This is a genomic window from Planococcus halocryophilus, from assembly GCF_001687585.2.
Classification (GTDB): domain Bacteria; phylum Bacillota; class Bacilli; order Bacillales_A; family Planococcaceae; genus Planococcus; species Planococcus halocryophilus.
On sequence record NZ_CP016537.2, the window covers coordinates 1,427,322 to 1,444,628 of the forward strand.

Sequence of the window (17,307 nt, forward strand, 5' to 3'; positions counted from 1 at the left end):
TACATTCCTTTTTATAATAGATAGATATACTTTTGGAAAAAATGAAAACAAGGTGGGCAATTATGTCTAAAGATCAAGTGAGAACAGCTGAAGATGTATTCGAAATGGTTGCGTCTTATATGAATGCCGATCATGTACAAACGATTAAGAAGGCATATCAAGTTGCGTATGATGCCCATATGGGACAATTCCGTAAATCGGGAGAACCATATATTGTGCATCCGGTTCAAGTAGCAGGCATCTTAGCAGATTTACAAATGGATCCTGCCACAGTGGCAGCAGGCTTTTTGCATGATGTAGTTGAGGACACAGAAGTCAGCCGTGAAGACATCGTCCATGATTTCGATGAAGAAGTAGCAATGTTGGTTGATGGTGTAACCAAGTTGAGCAAGATTAAATATTTATCAAAAGAAGAACAACAGGCGGAAAATCATCGGAAAATGTTTGTTGCTATGGCACAAGATATACGTGTCATCTTGATCAAACTCGCTGATCGACTGCACAATCTTCGTACACTTAAATACCAGACTGTCGAAAAGCAACGCATCAAAGCTAATGAAACACTGGAGATTTTTGCCCCGATTGCGCACCGCCTTGGAATAAATACCATTAAATGGGAATTAGAAGATACAGCGTTGCGTTATTTAAATCCGCAACAATATTACCGTATCGTCAATTTGATGAAAAAGAAACGGACCGAGCGGGAAGATTATTTAAATAAGGTCATGGGAGAGGTTCGCGTACAACTCGACGAAGTCGATATTAAAGCGGATCTATTTGGGCGGCCAAAACATATTTACAGCATTTATCGTAAAATGGCGATTCAAAACAAACAATTCAATGAAATTTATGATTTGTTGGCCGTTCGTATTACGGTAGAAAGCATTAAAGATTGCTACGCTGTGCTCGGGATTATTCATTCAACATGGAAACCGATGCCGGGTCGTTTTAAAGATTATATTGCAATGCCAAAACAAAATTTATATCAATCGCTTCATACAACCGTTATCGGACCACAAGGCGATCCGCTAGAAGTGCAAATTCGTACAGAGGAAATGCATCGCATTGCCGAATACGGAGTTGCTGCACACTGGGCCTATAAAGAAGGCAAAATAATCGACAAACCAAAAAGTTCGGTCGATTCTCGTTTGTCGTGGTTCCGTGAAATCCTTGATTTCCAAAACGAGTCTGACAATGCGGAAGAGTTCATGGAATCTTTAAAGTACGATTTGTTTTCAGACATGGTTTATGTTTTTTCACCTAAAGGCGATGTTATAGAAATGCCTGCAGGTTCTTGTCCAATTGATTTCGCTTACCGAGTTCACTCGGAAATTGGCAATAAAACCATCGGCGCGAAAATAAATGGAAAAATGGTACCGCTCGATACCGAATTGCATACTGGAGACATTGTAGAAATTTTAACTTCTAAGCAGTCTTTCGGACCAAGTCGAGATTGGTTGAAAATTGCTAAGTCAACGCAAACCAAAAACAAGATCAAGCAATTTTTCAAAAAACAATTGCGTGAAGACAATGTGCAAAAAGGTCGAGAACTGATCGAAAAAGAAATTAAAGCACAAGAATTCCCGCTGAAAGAAGTATTAACAAACGAAAATATTAAACGAGTTTGCGAGAAATTTAACTTTGCGGGCGAAGACGATATGTACGCGGCAGTTGGCTTTAACGGCATTACTGCACAACAAGTCGTAAACCGTTTGGCTGAAAAAATGCGTAAAAAGCGTGAGCAAGAAGAAGCGATAGAAAAAATCACTGTTGAAATGAAATCCAACACGCCGAGAAAGCAAACGGAATCAGGCGTCATTGTAAGAGGAATCGACAATATGATGATTCGTCTGTCAAAATGTTGTAATCCGGTACCAGGAGATAACATTATCGGGTTTATTACAAAAGGTCGCGGCGTTTCTGTTCACCGCACCGATTGTCCAAACATCCACTCGGGTGAAAACGATCGACTCATTCCTGTTGAGTGGGAAAATGAAGGCACACCGGACAATAAATCTTATCAAGTAGATATAGAAGTTCAGGCGTATGACCGAACTGGTTTGATCAATGAAGTGATGCACGTGGTTAGTGAAGCGAAGACAACAATTACGGCAGTTAGTGGACGAGCAGATAAAGATAAAATTGCTACCATCAACTTATCGATTTTAATCGGGCATATCTCACATTTGAATCGAGTCACTGAAAAAATTAAATCAATTCCGGACGTTTATTCAGTCCAGCGCGTAACGAATTAAGGAGGCAACATGAGAGTAATCTTGCAACGCTCTAAACAAGCATCAGTGACAGTTGACGGTGAGAAGACCGGTGCGATTCGCTCAGGTTACGTCTTGCTTGTTGGCATCACTCATGAAGATACAGAAAAAGATGCTGACTATTTGGCTGGGAAAATTGCACAACTTCGTTTGTTTGAAGACGAAGAAGGCAAAATGAATCGGTCTATTCTCGAAAATGGCGGCGAAATCTTATCAATTTCCCAATTCACATTATACGGTGACACTAAAAAAGGACGACGCCCAAGCTTTGTCGCAGCGGCTCGTCCGGAAGTAGCCGAACCGCTTTGGCAGGAGTTTAACAGAGCGCTTGAAAGTCATGGACTAGTTGTCGAAACTGGCGTTTTTGGTGCCATGATGGATGTTCAGTTAGTCAATGACGGCCCAGTGACAATTATGTTGGAGTCAAAATAGCATATTTGGAGAGAAGTACAAGGTGAGTTTGCCTTGTGCTTCTTTTTTTGTTTGTTATGGAGAGAGGATATGCGCGGTTGGAGATGGGATACGCGCTTTCCGCGAGAAATACGCGCGGTTGGAGATGGGATACGCGCTTTCCGCGAGAAATACGCGCGGTTGGAGATGGGATACGCGCTTTCCGCGAGAAATACGCGCGGTTGGAGATGGGATACGCGCTTTCCGCGAGAAATACGCACGGTTGGAGAAGGAATACGCACGGTGCACGAGAAATACGCACGTTCGCGAGAAATACGCGCGGTCGCCAAAAACCACAAAAAAAGCACGGAGGAATCTTCCTCCGTGCCACATGTTTATTCGGCTAATTTAGCATCAAAATAATTGATGATGCCCGTATAAAGGCCGAGCGCTGCTTGTTCGCGGAATTGCTTGCTTGTTAAGACGCGTTCTTCATTAAAATTGCTCAAGAAGCCAAGTTCAACCAGAACAGCGGGTTGCTTGTTCTCGCGAAGGACCAAGTAATTGCCGTGTTGAACACCACGGTCTTTTAAAGTCAGCTTTTTGCCAAGCTCTGAATTGAGGTGCTCGGCTAATTCTTTTTGGAAGTCGTGTTGGTAATAAGAAGTAAATCCGGAAATGCTGCTGTCATCGGTAGCATCGTAATGAATGCTGATAAAGGCATCTGCTCCAGCTTGATGACTACCAGAAACGCGTGTGCGAAGGTCGACATAAGTGTCAGATTGACGCGTCATGACAACTTCAGCGCCGGCAGCATTTAAATGATGAGACAAAATTTCAGCTGTTTTTAAAGTCAGTTCTTTTTCTTGTGTTTTGCGAACGCCTACTGTGCCACCGTCATTGCCACCATGACCTGGATCGAGGACGATAGTTAGACCGTTTAATGTGCCTTTTTTGCGGACGGTCGTTTCGCTTTGTTGTTTAGCAAATGCTTCTTCAGTCGAAACAACCCATTCTGCGACAAACGCGGTTTTGCCATCTGGCAATGACACTTGATACCAATCATCTTGTTTTGCAAGTACGGCTAATTTATCACCTGCATTCGCGCGACTAGCTACTTCAGAAGATGTGGTCGCTGCATTACGTAAGTTTGTACCATCTGTCAAAATGACGACCGATTCATTTAAGTCACTTTGGACTGTCTCAACCGTTTGATCAGACAATTGTCCATGAAACGCATAAACCCAGCCAATTTTGTCTTTAGCTAATTTGATTTCAACCCAATTACCTGCCATTGATAAGACTGGAAAGACTTGACCTTTTTGCACAGTATCTTGAATTTTTGAGCTCAAGTCAGGTTTTGAGCGAACATTTAATGCATTTACCACTACTTCAAAAGAGGAGACTTTAGAAATAGCTGTTTTTTTCTCTTCTTCTGTTGACTCTGTTTCAACAGGTGCTACGGTCTCTTCAGTCTCTTCAGCAAAACTAATGTATTGTTTTGAAACAAACCCGCGCGAATTGCGGAAGTTGATTTCAATCCATTCGCCTGCTGTACTTACGACTTCCGCTCGGTCGCCTGCGTTCATTTTCGTTAAAACGGCAGCCGATAAATCGGGTTGTGAACGAACGTTTAAGCCGTTAACTGAAGAAACGGCGGTTTGTCCAGCTGTTTTTCCTGCATCGCCACTTGTAGTCGTTAGCCACGAAGCAATCCAGCCTTCTTGCCCGTCAACTCGGACTTCCAACCACTCGCCTTGTTTAGATACGACAGATGCCGTTTGCCCTTGTTCCAAGTCACCAGTCACGCTATAAGAAAGTCCAGGACCTGACCGAACATTGACCGTTGTGCCGGTAATTTCCACGGTGCCGGTGTCGGCGAAGACGTGATTTTTATCTAACAACGGAAAGGTGGCAGCTATAATTAAAATAAATGAAATAATTGCAATTAACCCTTTGTGTTTCATGCCATACCCCCTATAGAAACTTCTCTTCAATAGTATCAAAAAACAACGCGCTTGTGTCAAAAAGGTTGACAAGCTCTCAGGGAGTTATTAAGATTGATTTATTATACTTATATATTTGCTGACGATGAAGAAAGTAATTGCATGAATTGGCTGAAAAGAGAGGGGAAGTCTCGGGCTGTAAACTTTCCTACAGACACCTGCGATGAATAACACTTTTGAGGCTTTTTTCTGAAAGGCGTATACCGCTTATTAGGAAAAAACGGAACCGGCCGTTACCCGGAATGAGAGGATGCGTTTTTTGCATCAACTAGGGTGGAACCGCGGAAGCTAATACAAGCTCTCGTCCCTTGCGTAAAGCAAGGGGCGGGAGCTTTTTTGTATGGAAAAATAAAGGAGTGAATCAAGAGATGAATATTCAAGCACCACGCGGCACGTATGATGTGCTGCCCGATCAATCAGCAAAATGGCAAGAAGTTGAACAAAAAATTAATGACTTGTGCAGACTTTACCAATACAAAGAAATTCGCACACCAATTTTCGAACACACGGAATTATTCCAACGCGGTGTAGGTGACACAACTGACATTGTTCAAAAAGAAATGTACACATTCCAAGACCGAGGCGATCGTTCATTAACGCTACGCCCTGAAGGAACTGCATCCGTCGTTCGTTCTTATGTAGAAAATAAATTATTCGGTATGCCCGATCAGCCGGTCAAATTATTTTATACCGGTCCCATGTTCCGCTATGAGCGTCCGCAAGCAGGACGCATGCGTCAGTTTGTGCAATTTGGCGTGGAAGCAATCGGTTCAAAAGATCCGGCAATTGACGCTGAAGTTATTTCACTCGCGATGGAAGTTTATCGCTCTGTTGGACTTAAGCAATTGCGTTTAGTGATCAATTCTCTTGGCGACACAGAAAGCCGCATTGCGCACAAAGAAGCATTGATTAAACACTTCGAACCTAGCATTAATGAATTTTGTAATGATTGCCAAACACGTCTAAAGAAAAATCCATTGCGTATACTGGATTGCAAAGTAGACCGCAATCACCCCTTAATGGCGACTGCACCATCACTTACAGATTATTTGAACGCGGAATCTCGCGCTTATTTTGAGGAAGTGCAATCATACCTTTCAAGCATGGATATTGAATTTGTCGTGGATCCGAATTTAGTACGCGGCCTTGATTACTATAACCACACAGCTTTTGAAATTATGAGCGACGCTGAAGGATTTGGCGCGATTACTACTTTAGCTGGTGGGGGTCGATATAACGGACTTGTCGAAGATTTAGGCGGACCAGATTCACCAGGAATTGGATTTGCGATGAGTATCGAACGCCTATTGTTGGCTCTTGAAATGGAAAAAATCGTCATCGGGCAATCAAATAACTTAGAAGTATACGTCGTCGCGATGGACGAAACGACAAAGAAAAAAGCCTTTGCAGTTGTTCGTGATTTACGCGTAAACGGCATTTCAGCAGATATGGATTTCACTGGTCGTAAAGTAAAAGCGCAGATGAAATCTGCTGATCGCAAAGGAGCTGCATTCGTCATCGTCATCGGCGAAACAGAACTAGAGAGCGGCAAAGTGGCATTAAAAGAAATGGCGACGGGTGAGCAACAGGAAATGTCATTCGAAGAAATCGCAGCAAGCTTATTGAAAAAGAAATCACTGGAGGAATAAATATGTCAAGAACGCATTATTGTGGGGAAGTCAATGAAACTGTCATTGGACAACGTGTAACATTAAAAGGATGGGTACAAAAACGCCGTGACCTTGGCGGGCTAATTTTTGTGGATGTTCGTGACCGCTCTGGAATTGTTCAAGTTGTCTTTAATCCAGAAATATCAAAAGAAGCAGCTGCAATTGGCGAATCGCTACGCAACGAATTTGTGGTGCACATTGACGGACTGGTAGTAGAAAGAGCAGCAGGTCAAATTAACGCAACGATGAAAACAGGGAAAATCGAAGTACAAGTAGATCATGCAACTGTGATCAATGCTGCAAAAAACCCGCCTTTCGCAATCGAAGATAACACAGATGTCAGCGAAGATTTGCGTTTGAAATACCGTTATTTAGACTTACGTCGCCCGGCGATGTACGAAACTTTCAAAATGCGTTCTGATGTCACCAAATCGATTCGTCGGTTCTTAGATGAAGAAGGATTTATCGAAGTAGAAACACCAATCTTAACTAAATCTACTCCAGAAGGCGCACGCGATTATTTAGTACCAAGCCGTGTTCATGACGGTGAATTTTACGCATTGCCACAATCTCCTCAATTGTTTAAACAAATGTTGATGGTTTCTGGGTTTGATAAATATTACCAAATTGCACGTTGTTTCCGTGATGAAGATCTTCGCGCTGATCGTCAGCCAGAATTCACACAAATCGATATGGAAATGAGTTTCCAGTCAATGGAAGACATTATTGGCATGAACGAGCGTTTAATGGTTCAAATGATGAAAGATGTGAAAAAAATCGACATCGAACCAACTTTCCAACGTATGAAGTACACAGAAGCAATGGATCGTTTTGGTTCAGACAAACCGGATGTGCGTTTTGGTCTAGAACTTGTGGATGTTTCTGATTTAGTGAAGGATTCAGCGTTCAAAGTATTTACTGGCGCAATTGAAAATGGCGGTCAAGTAAAATTGATTAATGTTAAAGGGCAAGCGGCAAATTATTCTCGTAAAGATATCGATGCATTAGGCACATTTGCTGCAGTTTACGGAGCAAAAGGCCTTGCTTGGTTGAAAGTGGAAGAAGAAGGCGTGAAAGGACCGATTGCTAAATTCTTCGAAGGCGAAGCAGCAACTGCCTTAACAGACCGTGCACAAGCAGAAGCTGGCGACTTATTATTATTTGTTGCAGATAAAAAATCGGTAGTCGCAGATGCGCTTGGTGCACTTCGATTGAAATTTGGTAAAGAATTAGGGTTGATTGACAGCTCGGTTTATAAATTCTTATGGATTACGGATTGGCCATTGCTTGAGTACGATGAAAAAGATGGTCGTTACTATGCAGCTCACCATCCGTTCACAATGCCGTTTGAAGAAGACTTAGACAAATTGGCAACAGATCCGCAAAGCGTTCGTGCGCAGGCTTACGACCTTGTGTTGAACGGCTATGAGCTCGGTGGAGGATCGGCACGGATTTATCGTCGCGAAATTCAAGAGCAAATGTTTGAAGTGCTAGGCTTTAGTAAAGAAGAAGCAAACGAACAATTTGGTTTCTTGATGGAAGCTTTTGAGTACGGAACCCCTCCGCATGGCGGGATTGCATTTGGTTTAGACCGACTTGTTATGTTGTTAGCAGGACGCACGAATTTGCGTGATACCATCGCATTCCCGAAAACGGCGAGCGCTAGTGATTTGTTAACAGATGCACCAAGTACGGTGTCGGGTACACAGCTTGATGAATTAAGCTTAATGCTGAACATTCAGAATAATAAATAATTTTAAAGTAAAACACTTGTCTAAATAAAAAAGCTGTGTTAATATACGGGTATAGAGAATCCTGATGTGTTCGTTTTAAGCAATTCGATTTTGACCCAACATTATGTCGTCGGGAGATCACATTTCACCATGGCTAACATGCCTTAACGGGAAGTTATAAGTGGTGAAGAGGTCACCCACCTGCTTTCAGCGGGTTCAAACGATGCGCAACAACAAAGACGGCACGATTGGGATTCTTAATAAAAAAATCATTTTTATCCCTTAGACAATTTATTGTTTAAGGGATTTTTTATGTGTATAATCCCTATTATGCGTATCAACTTTGAAAGGCAGTGGCTCTAATGTTACATCAGTTCTCGAGAAACGAGTTAGCAGTAGGAAAAGAAGGCATCGAGTTATTAAAAAATTCAACAGTGGCAATCCTCGGAATCGGAGGCGTAGGTTCATTCGCCGCTGAAGCATGTGCACGAAGTGGCGTAGGTACGATTATCCTTGTGGACAAGGACAACGTCGATATTACCAACATTAATCGCCAGCTTGTTGCCAATTTATCAACAGTGGGAAAATCTAAAGCAGGTGTGATGAAAGATCGCATCGCCGACATTAATGCCGAATGTAACGTCATTTCGTTGCACATGTTCTATACAGAAGAAACATGTGAAGAATTTTTCAGTTACAATCCCGATTATGTTATAGATGCATCGGATACGATGATTTATAAAGTTCATTTAATGGAAGAGTGCTATAAACGTGGCATTAAAATTATTGCGAGCATGGGAGCGGCGAATAAAACCGATCCAACACGCTTTAAAATCGCGGATATTTCAAAAACACATACGGATCCGTTGGCGAAAATAATCCGCAAGAAATTACGTCAATCTGGAATTCGTAAAGGTATTCCTGTTATCTTTTCAGATGAAAGCCCAATCATTGTTCGTGAAGATGTGGTGGAGAACGTGGGTAAGCCGGATGCAAGCATTCGTAAAGCGCAGATGCCGCCGTCCTCAAACGCATTCACGCCTTCTGCGGTTGGCTTGATCGCTGCGAGCTGGGTAGTTAACGACATAACCAAATCTATTCCGATTACACGCGTTCGCATGAATTAATTAGCAGCCGGCTCTATTCATGAGCCGGTTTTTCTTTGCGGTTTTATGAAAATGAAAAAGCCATTTCCAATTCAGGAAACAGCTTTTGTCTAAGTGCATTTATTTTTTATTCTTTCGGAAGCTTTTTAGCTTTTCATAAATTCCGGCGAATTTTTTTTCTTCCCCAGCAATAACCGGTTTGTAGAATTCAGCTTTAGTTACTTCTTTCGGTAAATAATCTTGATCTGCCCAGCCACCAAATGAACCTATTGGCGTGTCATGCGGATAGCGATAGCCTCCGTGTCCGAGCTCTGCGCTACCGGCGTAATGCGTATCACGCAAATGCATCGGGATGTCACCAACTTCACCTTTATTAATTGCACTGGTCGCTGCATCAATGGCTTTATAAGCAGAATTGGATTTTTCGGATAGGCACATTTCAGCAATCGCTTGTGCCAGTGGAATGCGGGCTTCTGGCAAGCCGAGACGATCAGCTGCTTGACACGCTGCAAGAACATGGCCGCCAACTGCGGGGTTTGCAAGTCCAATGTCTTCGTATGCCATGACGAGTAAACGGCGTGTAACGGCCGTTAAATCACCATTTTCAAGCAAGTGCGCCAAATAATACATCGCAGCGTTCACGTCGCTACCGCGTACTGATTTTTGTAAAGCAGATAGTAAATTGAAAAAGTGAGATCCTTTTTTATCACCAAACACACCAACACGTTTGATCATTTGCTCGATCATCTGATCTTCAACAATAAATTTACCGTCAATTTCATCTGAAGCAATAACAATCGACTCTAGCATTGTCAATGCTTTTCGGGCATCGCCGTTTGTGCCTTCTGCGATGCGCTCCACTTGTTTTTCAGAAATCTCGATTTGTTCGTTGCCGAGTCCTCGTTTTGGTTCGGTTAAAGCGGCGTTTAAAAGTTGAACGATGTCTTCGTGAGATAATCGTTTTAACTGTTTGATTTCACCGCAACGTGAACGAATCGCGGGATTAACATCGTGAAAGGGGTTTTCAGTCGTCGCGCCAATCAAGACAATCGAACCGCTTTCGACATGCGGTAACAATGCATCTTGTTGTAATTTATTAAAGCGATGGATTTCATCGAGAAATAACAACACTTTTCCAGTCATTCGAGCTTCGGTAACGACTTCTTCGACATCTTTCTTGCCAGAAGTTGTAGCATTCAAAGCGATAAAAGGTAAATTCGATGTCCCTGCGATAGCGTGAGCGATGGAAGTTTTGCCGATTCCTGGTTCTCCGTAAAGTAGCATCGACGGGACATGACCGTTGCTGATCATTTTATATAAAGCCGTATGCGGTCCAATTACATCTTTTTGTCCGACGACTTCATCAATGGTTCGTGGACGCATACGAAAAGCTAAAGGCTCGTTATGCATAAGAAAACTCCTTTCGTACATTCGTTCTATCAGTATAGCGTTTAGGATTTCAAAAGTCATTGCAAGTCCATTCGTGTCGAATTATGCTATACTGTTTTGAAGAATATACGCAGTTAAACCGGCGATTTTACGATGTATTATTAGCATTATTCTGTTAATAAAACTAGTCGCATGTAGTAAATTGTTCGATAAGAGTAAATTGGATTTTTTATCGAGAATAATTTATTTGTTTTAAACAAGTATTTATATAGTTAGCTATTTCTATTAAACAAGTATGGAGTAAACTAGCGGAGACTCCCGCGGGAAAGCGAGACAGTCAAGACCCTGCAGGAGCATAGCGACGAAGCGGCTTGGCGCTCGCCCGCAGGAAAGCGTAGCTAGTTTACGGAATACCAATCTTATGAAAATTATCAAACTTAGAGGTGTACTCATGAAAATTTCAACAAAAGGCCGTTATGGGCTTACAATTATGATCGATCTTGGAAAAAATTACGGTGAAGGTCCGTTACCGCTACGTAAAATCGCAGCACAAAATGACCTTTCTGAAGCTTATTTAGAACAATTAGTCGGCCCGTTGCGTAATTCGGGATTAGTTAAAAGTGTCCGCGGGGCATATGGTGGCTATATGTTGACACGCCACCCAAAAGAAATTTCAGCTGGAGACGTGATTCGTGTTCTTGAAGGACCTATTCAGCCAGTTGAAGGCATCGAAGACGAAAAGCAACCACAGCGCGAGCTATGGGTACGCATTCGTGATGCAGTGAAAAATGTCTTGGACACGACCACCATCGAAGATTTGGCTAATGCTGAAAACGATGAAACAGAAAACTATATGTATTATATATAAGGAGTTTGCAAATCATGAATCGAATTTATTTAGACCATGCGGCGACTTCGCCAATGCACCCGGAAGTGATCACTACTTTTTCTGAAGCGCTTGCCTCAGTTTATGGCAACCCTTCAAGCATTCATACAACTGGTAGAGCGGCGCGTAAAGTGTTAGACGATGCGCGTAAATTATTGGCTAACAGTATTCACGCGGATGACAATGAAATCATTTTTACAAATGGTGGAACAGAAGCTGATAACTTAGCAATTTTCGGCACTGCTGCAAAAAAGAATGGGAAACATATCATTACGACAGTTATTGAACACCATGCGGTCTTGCATGCTTGCGAAAAACTAGAGCGCGAAGGCTACGACGTAACTTACTTGCCAGTGGGCAAAAATGGATGCGTGCGAGCAGAAGACGTGAAAAATGCGCTTCGTGACGATACAATTCTAGTGTCGGTCATGTTGGGCAATAATGAGGTCGGAACGATTCAACCAATTGCCGAGATTGGTGAGTTGTTAAAAGATACAGAAGTGACATTCCACACTGACGCGGTTCAAGCGTTTGGTATATTGCCGATCGATGTCAACTTGTTAAACGTCGATTTATTATCGGTTTCTGCGCATAAACTAAATGGACCTAAAGGTGTTGGCTTTTTATATCAGCGTAAAGGAACGGCACTTTCTCCGCTTCTTTACGGCGGAGAGCAAGAACGTAAACGTCGCGCGGGAACGGAAAACGTACCGGCGATTTCAGCGTTTGCTAAAGCAGCAGAAATTGCGTTAGCAACGATGGAAGAAAAAAACTCAGTTTATGAGCAATATAAAACAATTTTCAAAGACGTTTTAGATAAACAAGGCGTTGACTATAAAGAAAATGGCAGTAATTCTATGCCGCATATTTTAAATCTCAGCATTTCAGGCATTGAAATCGAATCGTTTTTGATTAACTTGGATTTAGCGGGTATATCAGCTTCTAGTGGATCGGCGTGCACAGCGGGATCAATCGATCCTTCTCATGTGCTCGTTGCCATGTACGGTGAAAAGGCTGTTGAAATACGTAATTCCATTCGATTTAGCTTCGGCTTAGGATTAACGTCTGAAACCATTGAACAAGCTGCCGAAAAGACAGCGCAAATCAGCCAGCGTTTGGCAATAAAATGAAAAGGTGAATAAAATGACAAAAGCACCACAAGATACACGAGTTGTTGTCGGAATGTCTGGAGGGGTCGACTCTTCGGTTGCTGCGTATTTATTAAAAGAACAAGGCTATGACGTTATTGGTATCTTCATGAAAAACTGGGATGATACCGATGAAAATGGCGTATGTACCGCTACAGAAGATTATGAAGACGTCATTCGTGTTTGTAACCAAATTGGCATTCCGTATTACGCGGTTAATTTTGAAAAACAATACTGGGACAAAGTTTTCACGTATTTCTTAGAAGAATACAAAGCAGGTCGCACACCAAATCCAGATGTAATGTGCAATAAAGAAATTAAATTTAAAGCATTTCTAGAGCATGCATTAAGTTTAGGCGCTGATTATTTAGCAACAGGCCATTATGCACAAGTAGAGCACGCAGAAAACGGCGAAACGAAAATGTTGCGCGGCAAAGACAATAATAAAGATCAAACGTATTTCTTAAATCAGTTAGATCAACAGCAATTGTCGAAAGTGATGTTCCCAATTGGTCACATGGAAAAGAAAAAAGTCCGTGAAATTGCTTTAGAAGCAGGACTTGCAACAGCCATGAAAAAAGATTCAACCGGTATTTGCTTTATTGGAGAACGTAATTTCAAAGAATTCTTAGGTCAATACTTGCCAGCGCAACCGGGGCAAATGGAAACTTTAGAAGGCGTTAAAATGGGTTCGCATGACGGCTTAATGTATTATACAATCGGCCAACGCCAAGGGCTTGGCATTGGTGGGGCAGGAGATCCATGGTTCGTTATCGGTAAAGATTTAGAGCGCAACGTTTTATATGTTGGCCAAAATATTCATCATGACGCTCTTTTCTCAGATAGCTTAACTGCGGTAAACTTAAGTTTCACATCAAATACAGCACCAACGGGTATTTTGGAATGCACAGCAAAATTCCGTTACCGTCAGCAAGATGTTGGAGTATCTGTGGAATTTAAAGGCGAAAGAGCAATCGTCACTTTTGCAGAACCAGTACGTGCGATTACACCTGGTCAAGCTGTGGTTTTTTATGACGGCGAAGAATGTTTAGGCGGCGGAACCATCGATCACGTTTTTAAAAATGGTGCACGATTGGAATATGTAGGCTAATGGGAGAGACAGCAATGAATTATAACGAAATTGGTATACAAGCGTTACAAGAAGGCAATACAGAAGAAGCTATAAAAGCATTTACACAAGCAATCGAAGAAGAGCCGGAAAATCCGCTTGGCTATATTAATTTTGGTCATGTGTTAACGTCGATGGACGAAATCGATCGTGCAGAGCGCTTTTTTCAAAAAGCCATTACGCTAGATGAAACATCTGCGACGGCTTTTTACGGTTTAGCTAATTTATATTTCAATTCGGAGCGTTATTCAGAAGCATTGAAACTTTATGAAAAAACCTTGCAATACGAAATTGAAGGCGCGGATGCGCACTTCATGATCGGCAAATGTTTTGAAAAAATGGAACAGCCAAAACTAGCGCTTCCTTATCTTCAACGTGCAGTCGAATTGGATGAAACAGATGTTCAAGCGCGTTTAAGTTACGGCATTTGTTTAGCTTCGATGGAATTATTTGAACTAGCAGAACCACAATTTTTAGAAGTAATCCAAAGAGATCCGAATCATTCGGATGCACATTATAATTTAGGTGTTCTTTATGCTGTTTCAACAGATCGTAAAGAAGACGCTATGTATCACTTGAAACAAGCATATACGTTAGATGAGCGCAACGAAATGGCGCGTTATGCTTACGATATGATCGCAACAACTTTGGAATAGCTACAGGAAAAGGAGACGACAGACATGACCGGACAAATCGATTTATTTCAAGAAGAAAAACAATTTGTATTAGGGCGTCCTGTCGTCTCAATTTTTCATAATCCCCAAAATTTATTCTCCATCGCAAAAGTGAAAATCCAAGAAACCAACACCCCTTATACCGAAAAAGAAATCATTGTTTCTGGTTATTTCCCCATGTTAACTCTTGAAGAGCAATATCGTTTTACCGGCGTGGTAAAAAATCACCCGCGTTACGGTGTTCAATTTCAAGTAGAAACATTTACAAAAGAAGTGCCTGAAACTGAACAAGGCATTATTCATTATTTATCGAGTGATATGTTTAACGGCATAGGCCGAAAAACGGCTGAAACCATCGTTAAAAAACTAGGCAAAGATGCCATCAAAAAGATTTTAGAAGACCCAGATTCACTAGACAAAGTTCCGCGTTTATCTGATGACAAAAAAGATACCATTCGTGCCACGCTTCAAATGAACTTAGGACTTGAACGCGTCATGATTCAATTAAATGATTGGGGCTTTGGTCCACAAATCGGCATGCGGATTTATCAAGCGTACCGTGAAGAAACAATTGATATTTTGACGAAAAATCCATTTCAATTGATTGAAGAAATCGAAGGAATTGGGTTTCAACGTGCTGATGAACTAGGGATGAAGCTAGGCATTACAGGAAGTCATCCGGACCGTATTAAGGCCTCTATTTTACATATTCTCAACCAAGCTTCGTTATCGGATGGACATGTGTATGTTGATGCCAAAACTTTGATCCCGATGGTCAAAGAAATGCTTGAAGCGCGTCAACAAGCAGAAATTTCGATTGAAGCGATCTCCAAAGCAGCAATCGAATTAAATGAAGAAGGCAAAGTAGCGGGTGAAGAAACTCGGCTTTATTTGCCGTCGCTGTATTATTCAGAAGTGGGCATTGCGACTAAACTAGAAACTTTATTATTAGAACAGGAATCGCGTGCGAAATTCCCGAGTTCAGAAATTCGAAAAGCGCTTGGTGAAGCGGAAGAACGGCTCGGTGTTAATTATGCTGAAACGCAAATTGACGCAATCGAAAGTAGCATCAATTCATCGGTCATGATTTTAACAGGAGGACCGGGTACAGGAAAAACAACCGTCGTTCGTGGACTCGTAGAAATTTATGCCGAACTGCATGGATTGTCGCTCGATCCAAAAGAATATGCTAAAAAACAAGAGCCGTTTCCAATCATTCTCGCAGCTCCAACTGGACGTGCAGCAAAACGTTTGAGTGAATCAACCGAGCTACCAGCGATGACGATTCACCGTTTACTCGGCTTTAACGGTCAAGAAAAAGACGAAGAAACCGAAAAAGAAATCGAAGGCAAATTGATCATTATCGACGAAATGTCAATGGTCGACACCTGGCTTGCGCACCAATTGCTAAAAGCAGTACCAGAAGACGCACAATTGATTTTTGTTGGTGACCAAGATCAATTGCCGCCGGTCGGCCCAGGCCAAGTATTGCGTGATTTACTCGAATCAAAACGAATACCGACAGTCGAATTAACAGACATATACCGACAATCTTCAGGTTCATCAATAATAGAACTTGCGCACCAAATGAAAAACGGTCAATTGCCAGAAGACATTACAGTGAAAACGGCAGATCGTTCTTTTATTAAAGCTGGTGCTGATCAAATTCCTATAGTTGTTGAAAAAGTCGTAAAAAGTGCCTTGTCCAAAGGGCATTCGATTAAAGACATACAAGTGCTCGCGCCAATGTACAAAGGACCTGCAGGAATCGATGCCTTAAACCGACTCATTCAAGAAATGGTCAACCCAAATCCTGATGGCAAACGAAAAGAGCTGGTGTTTGGGGACATCACCTACCGAATTGGCGATAAAATACTTCAACTTGTCAATCAACCTGAAAGCAATGTTTTTAACGGCGATATGGGCGAAGTTGTTGCCATCATGAAAGCAAAAGAAACGGTTGAAAAACAAGACATGTTGGTTGCTTCCTTTGATGGAATCGAAGTTACTTACGAACGTAGCGATTTAAACCAATTAACATTAGCTTACTGCTGTTCCATTCATAAATCCCAAGGCTCGGAATTTCCAACGGTTATTATGCCAATTGTTCGAGGCTATATGAAAATGTTGCGCCGCAACTTGCTTTATACCGGCATCACACGAAGTAAAGACTTTCTCGTGCTATGCGGCGACCCAAGTGCCTTCCGTTACGGAGTTGAACGAACAGACGATACGCAACGCATGACCACACTGCAAAGCCGTCTAGCAGTCTCAACAGAAGAACCGAAAACCGACCAACAAATAAAGCAACACGAAGAAACAAAACAAAGCGGACCAGTAAGCTTAACAACCGAAAATGCCCACTCCATCCACCCAATGATCGGTATGGAAGGCATCACACCACAAAAATTTATGGAAGCATAAAAATTAGTTGTGAAGAAGATATTCCGCAAAATAGCTACGCTTTCCGCGGGCTTGCGCTGAACTAACTCGGGCTTGATGCCCGAGTGGATTTCAGCACTTCGCTTTCCCGCAGGAGTCTGCGCTATTTTGCTACATATCTTAAGATTTAACTTTTAGAAGAAAGAGCGTAAGGAGGCGACTCCTGGGGAGACAGCACGAGCTGAAGACCCTGGACTGAGCGCAGCGAGGGAAGCGGCTGAAGCCGTGCCCCCGGAAAGCGTCCGCCTGGAGCGATTTCTTCAAGTCACTATTGACATCACTCAAAGCTTTTTCTATAATTCAAATTAGACTGATAGACAAACACATTGATGGAGACAGTATAAAATCGCTTTCGGACAGAAACGGGATCCTCGGCTGAAAGGTCCCGACGACATTCGATTTTAGAAAGCTACTCCGGAGTGCAGCTAATTCCTGCCGTTGAACCGCGTTAAGGTGTTCGA

General features: G+C 42.2%; 12 protein-coding genes, 1 other RNA gene and 2 other annotated features (1 of these 15 cut by a window edge). Of the genes, 11 read left to right on the forward strand and 2 right to left on the reverse strand.

Going from position 1 to position 17,307, the window contains the following annotated elements:
• Positions 1-62 precede the first annotated feature (62 nt).
• Complete coding sequence (locus BBI08_RS07165) at positions 63-2,255, forward strand: RelA/SpoT family protein (protein WP_065527905.1); 2,193 nt, start codon at positions 63-65, stop codon at positions 2,253-2,255.
• Positions 2,256-2,264: 9 nt separating this feature from the next.
• Positions 2,265-2,705, forward strand: a complete 441-nt coding sequence (gene dtd / locus BBI08_RS07170) for a D-aminoacyl-tRNA deacylase (protein ID WP_008498947.1) — start codon at positions 2,265-2,267, stop codon at positions 2,703-2,705.
• A 353-nt stretch (positions 2,706-3,058) separates the two neighbouring features.
• On the opposite strand, the gene BBI08_RS07180 is transcribed toward dtd, so the two are convergent.
• Positions 3,059-4,630: an N-acetylmuramoyl-L-alanine amidase family protein gene (locus tag BBI08_RS07180; protein WP_008498948.1), complete on the reverse strand. Its 1,572-nt coding sequence runs from the start codon at positions 4,628-4,630 to the stop codon at positions 3,059-3,061.
• A gap of 112 nt (positions 4,631-4,742) precedes the next feature.
• Positions 4,743-4,981 (forward strand) — a binding site (T-box leader).
• A 56-nt stretch (positions 4,982-5,037) separates the two neighbouring features.
• Here BBI08_RS07180 and hisS point away from each other — a divergent pair.
• The 4 genes from hisS (at position 5,038) to BBI08_RS07200 (ending at position 9,199) form a co-directional block, all read left to right on the forward strand.
• Complete coding sequence (hisS, locus tag BBI08_RS07185) at positions 5,038-6,318, forward strand: histidine--tRNA ligase (RefSeq protein WP_065527906.1); 1,281 nt, start codon at positions 5,038-5,040, stop codon at positions 6,316-6,318.
• Positions 6,319-6,320: 2 nt separating this feature from the next.
• Positions 6,321-8,093, forward strand: a complete 1,773-nt coding sequence (aspS, locus tag BBI08_RS07190) for an aspartate--tRNA ligase (RefSeq protein ID WP_008498951.1) — start codon at positions 6,321-6,323, stop codon at positions 8,091-8,093.
• Between the two features lie 55 nt (positions 8,094-8,148).
• Positions 8,149-8,331: non-coding RNA, 6S RNA (ssrS, locus tag BBI08_RS07195), on the forward strand.
• Positions 8,332-8,434: 103 nt separating this feature from the next.
• Entirely contained in the window at positions 8,435-9,199 is a 765-nt protein-coding gene (locus tag BBI08_RS07200) for a tRNA threonylcarbamoyladenosine dehydratase (protein ID WP_008498952.1), read from the forward strand.
• Positions 9,200-9,298: 99 nt separating this feature from the next.
• Here BBI08_RS07200 and BBI08_RS07205 read toward each other — a convergent pair whose 3' ends face one another.
• Positions 9,299-10,588: a replication-associated recombination protein A gene (locus tag BBI08_RS07205; protein WP_008498953.1), complete on the reverse strand. Its 1,290-nt coding sequence runs from the start codon at positions 10,586-10,588 to the stop codon at positions 9,299-9,301.
• Between the two features lie 430 nt (positions 10,589-11,018).
• On the opposite strand from BBI08_RS07205, the gene cymR reads away from it, so the two are divergent.
• From cymR to recD2, 5 genes are read left to right on the forward strand one after another with little or no spacing between them, the layout of a single operon-like run.
• Positions 11,019-11,435 (forward strand): cysteine metabolism transcriptional regulator CymR, encoded by a 417-nt coding sequence (cymR, locus tag BBI08_RS07210; RefSeq protein ID WP_008498954.1) that lies wholly within the window; start codon positions 11,019-11,021, stop codon positions 11,433-11,435.
• 14 nt (positions 11,436-11,449) lie between these two features.
• A complete protein-coding gene (locus BBI08_RS07215) occupies positions 11,450-12,583 on the forward strand; it encodes a cysteine desulfurase family protein (RefSeq protein ID WP_065527907.1) in 1,134 nt (377 codons plus the stop codon).
• A gap of 13 nt (positions 12,584-12,596) precedes the next feature.
• Positions 12,597-13,712: a tRNA 2-thiouridine(34) synthase MnmA gene (mnmA, locus tag BBI08_RS07220; RefSeq protein WP_065527908.1), complete on the forward strand. Its 1,116-nt coding sequence runs from the start codon at positions 12,597-12,599 to the stop codon at positions 13,710-13,712.
• Positions 13,713-13,726: 14 nt separating this feature from the next.
• A complete protein-coding gene (locus tag BBI08_RS07225; RefSeq protein ID WP_205847840.1) occupies positions 13,727-14,386 on the forward strand; it encodes a tetratricopeptide repeat protein in 660 nt (219 codons plus the stop codon).
• A gap of 24 nt (positions 14,387-14,410) precedes the next feature.
• A complete protein-coding gene (gene recD2, locus BBI08_RS07230; RefSeq protein ID WP_065527910.1) occupies positions 14,411-16,828 on the forward strand; it encodes an SF1B family DNA helicase RecD2 in 2,418 nt (805 codons plus the stop codon).
• Between the two features lie 335 nt (positions 16,829-17,163).
• Positions 17,164-17,307: a binding site (T-box leader), on the forward strand (it continues 66 nt past the right edge of the window).

What these genes read in the sequence shown, in the direction of transcription:
- BBI08_RS07225 (WP_205847840.1), top strand. Translation starts at nt 13,727, where the DNA reads ATGAATTATAACGAAATTGGTATACAAGCGTTACAAGAAGGCAATACA.
- hisS (WP_065527906.1), top strand. Translation starts at nt 5,038, where the DNA reads ATGAATATTCAAGCACCACGCGGCACGTATGATGTGCTGCCCGATCAA.
- recD2 (WP_065527910.1), top strand. Translation starts at nt 14,411, where the DNA reads ATGACCGGACAAATCGATTTATTTCAAGAAGAAAAACAATTTGTATTA.
- BBI08_RS07165 (WP_065527905.1), top strand. Translation starts at nt 63, where the DNA reads ATGTCTAAAGATCAAGTGAGAACAGCTGAAGATGTATTCGAAATGGTT.
- mnmA (WP_065527908.1), top strand. Translation starts at nt 12,597, where the DNA reads ATGACAAAAGCACCACAAGATACACGAGTTGTTGTCGGAATGTCTGGA.
- BBI08_RS07200 (WP_008498952.1), top strand. Translation starts at nt 8,435, where the DNA reads ATGTTACATCAGTTCTCGAGAAACGAGTTAGCAGTAGGAAAAGAAGGC.
- BBI08_RS07180 (WP_008498948.1), bottom strand. Translation starts at nt 4,630, where the DNA reads ATGAAACACAAAGGGTTAATTGCAATTATTTCATTTATTTTAATTATA.
- BBI08_RS07205 (WP_008498953.1), bottom strand. Translation starts at nt 10,588, where the DNA reads ATGCATAACGAGCCTTTAGCTTTTCGTATGCGTCCACGAACCATTGAT.
- dtd (WP_008498947.1), top strand. Translation starts at nt 2,265, where the DNA reads ATGAGAGTAATCTTGCAACGCTCTAAACAAGCATCAGTGACAGTTGAC.
- BBI08_RS07215 (WP_065527907.1), top strand. Translation starts at nt 11,450, where the DNA reads ATGAATCGAATTTATTTAGACCATGCGGCGACTTCGCCAATGCACCCG.
- aspS (WP_008498951.1), top strand. Translation starts at nt 6,321, where the DNA reads ATGTCAAGAACGCATTATTGTGGGGAAGTCAATGAAACTGTCATTGGA.
- cymR (WP_008498954.1), top strand. Translation starts at nt 11,019, where the DNA reads ATGAAAATTTCAACAAAAGGCCGTTATGGGCTTACAATTATGATCGAT.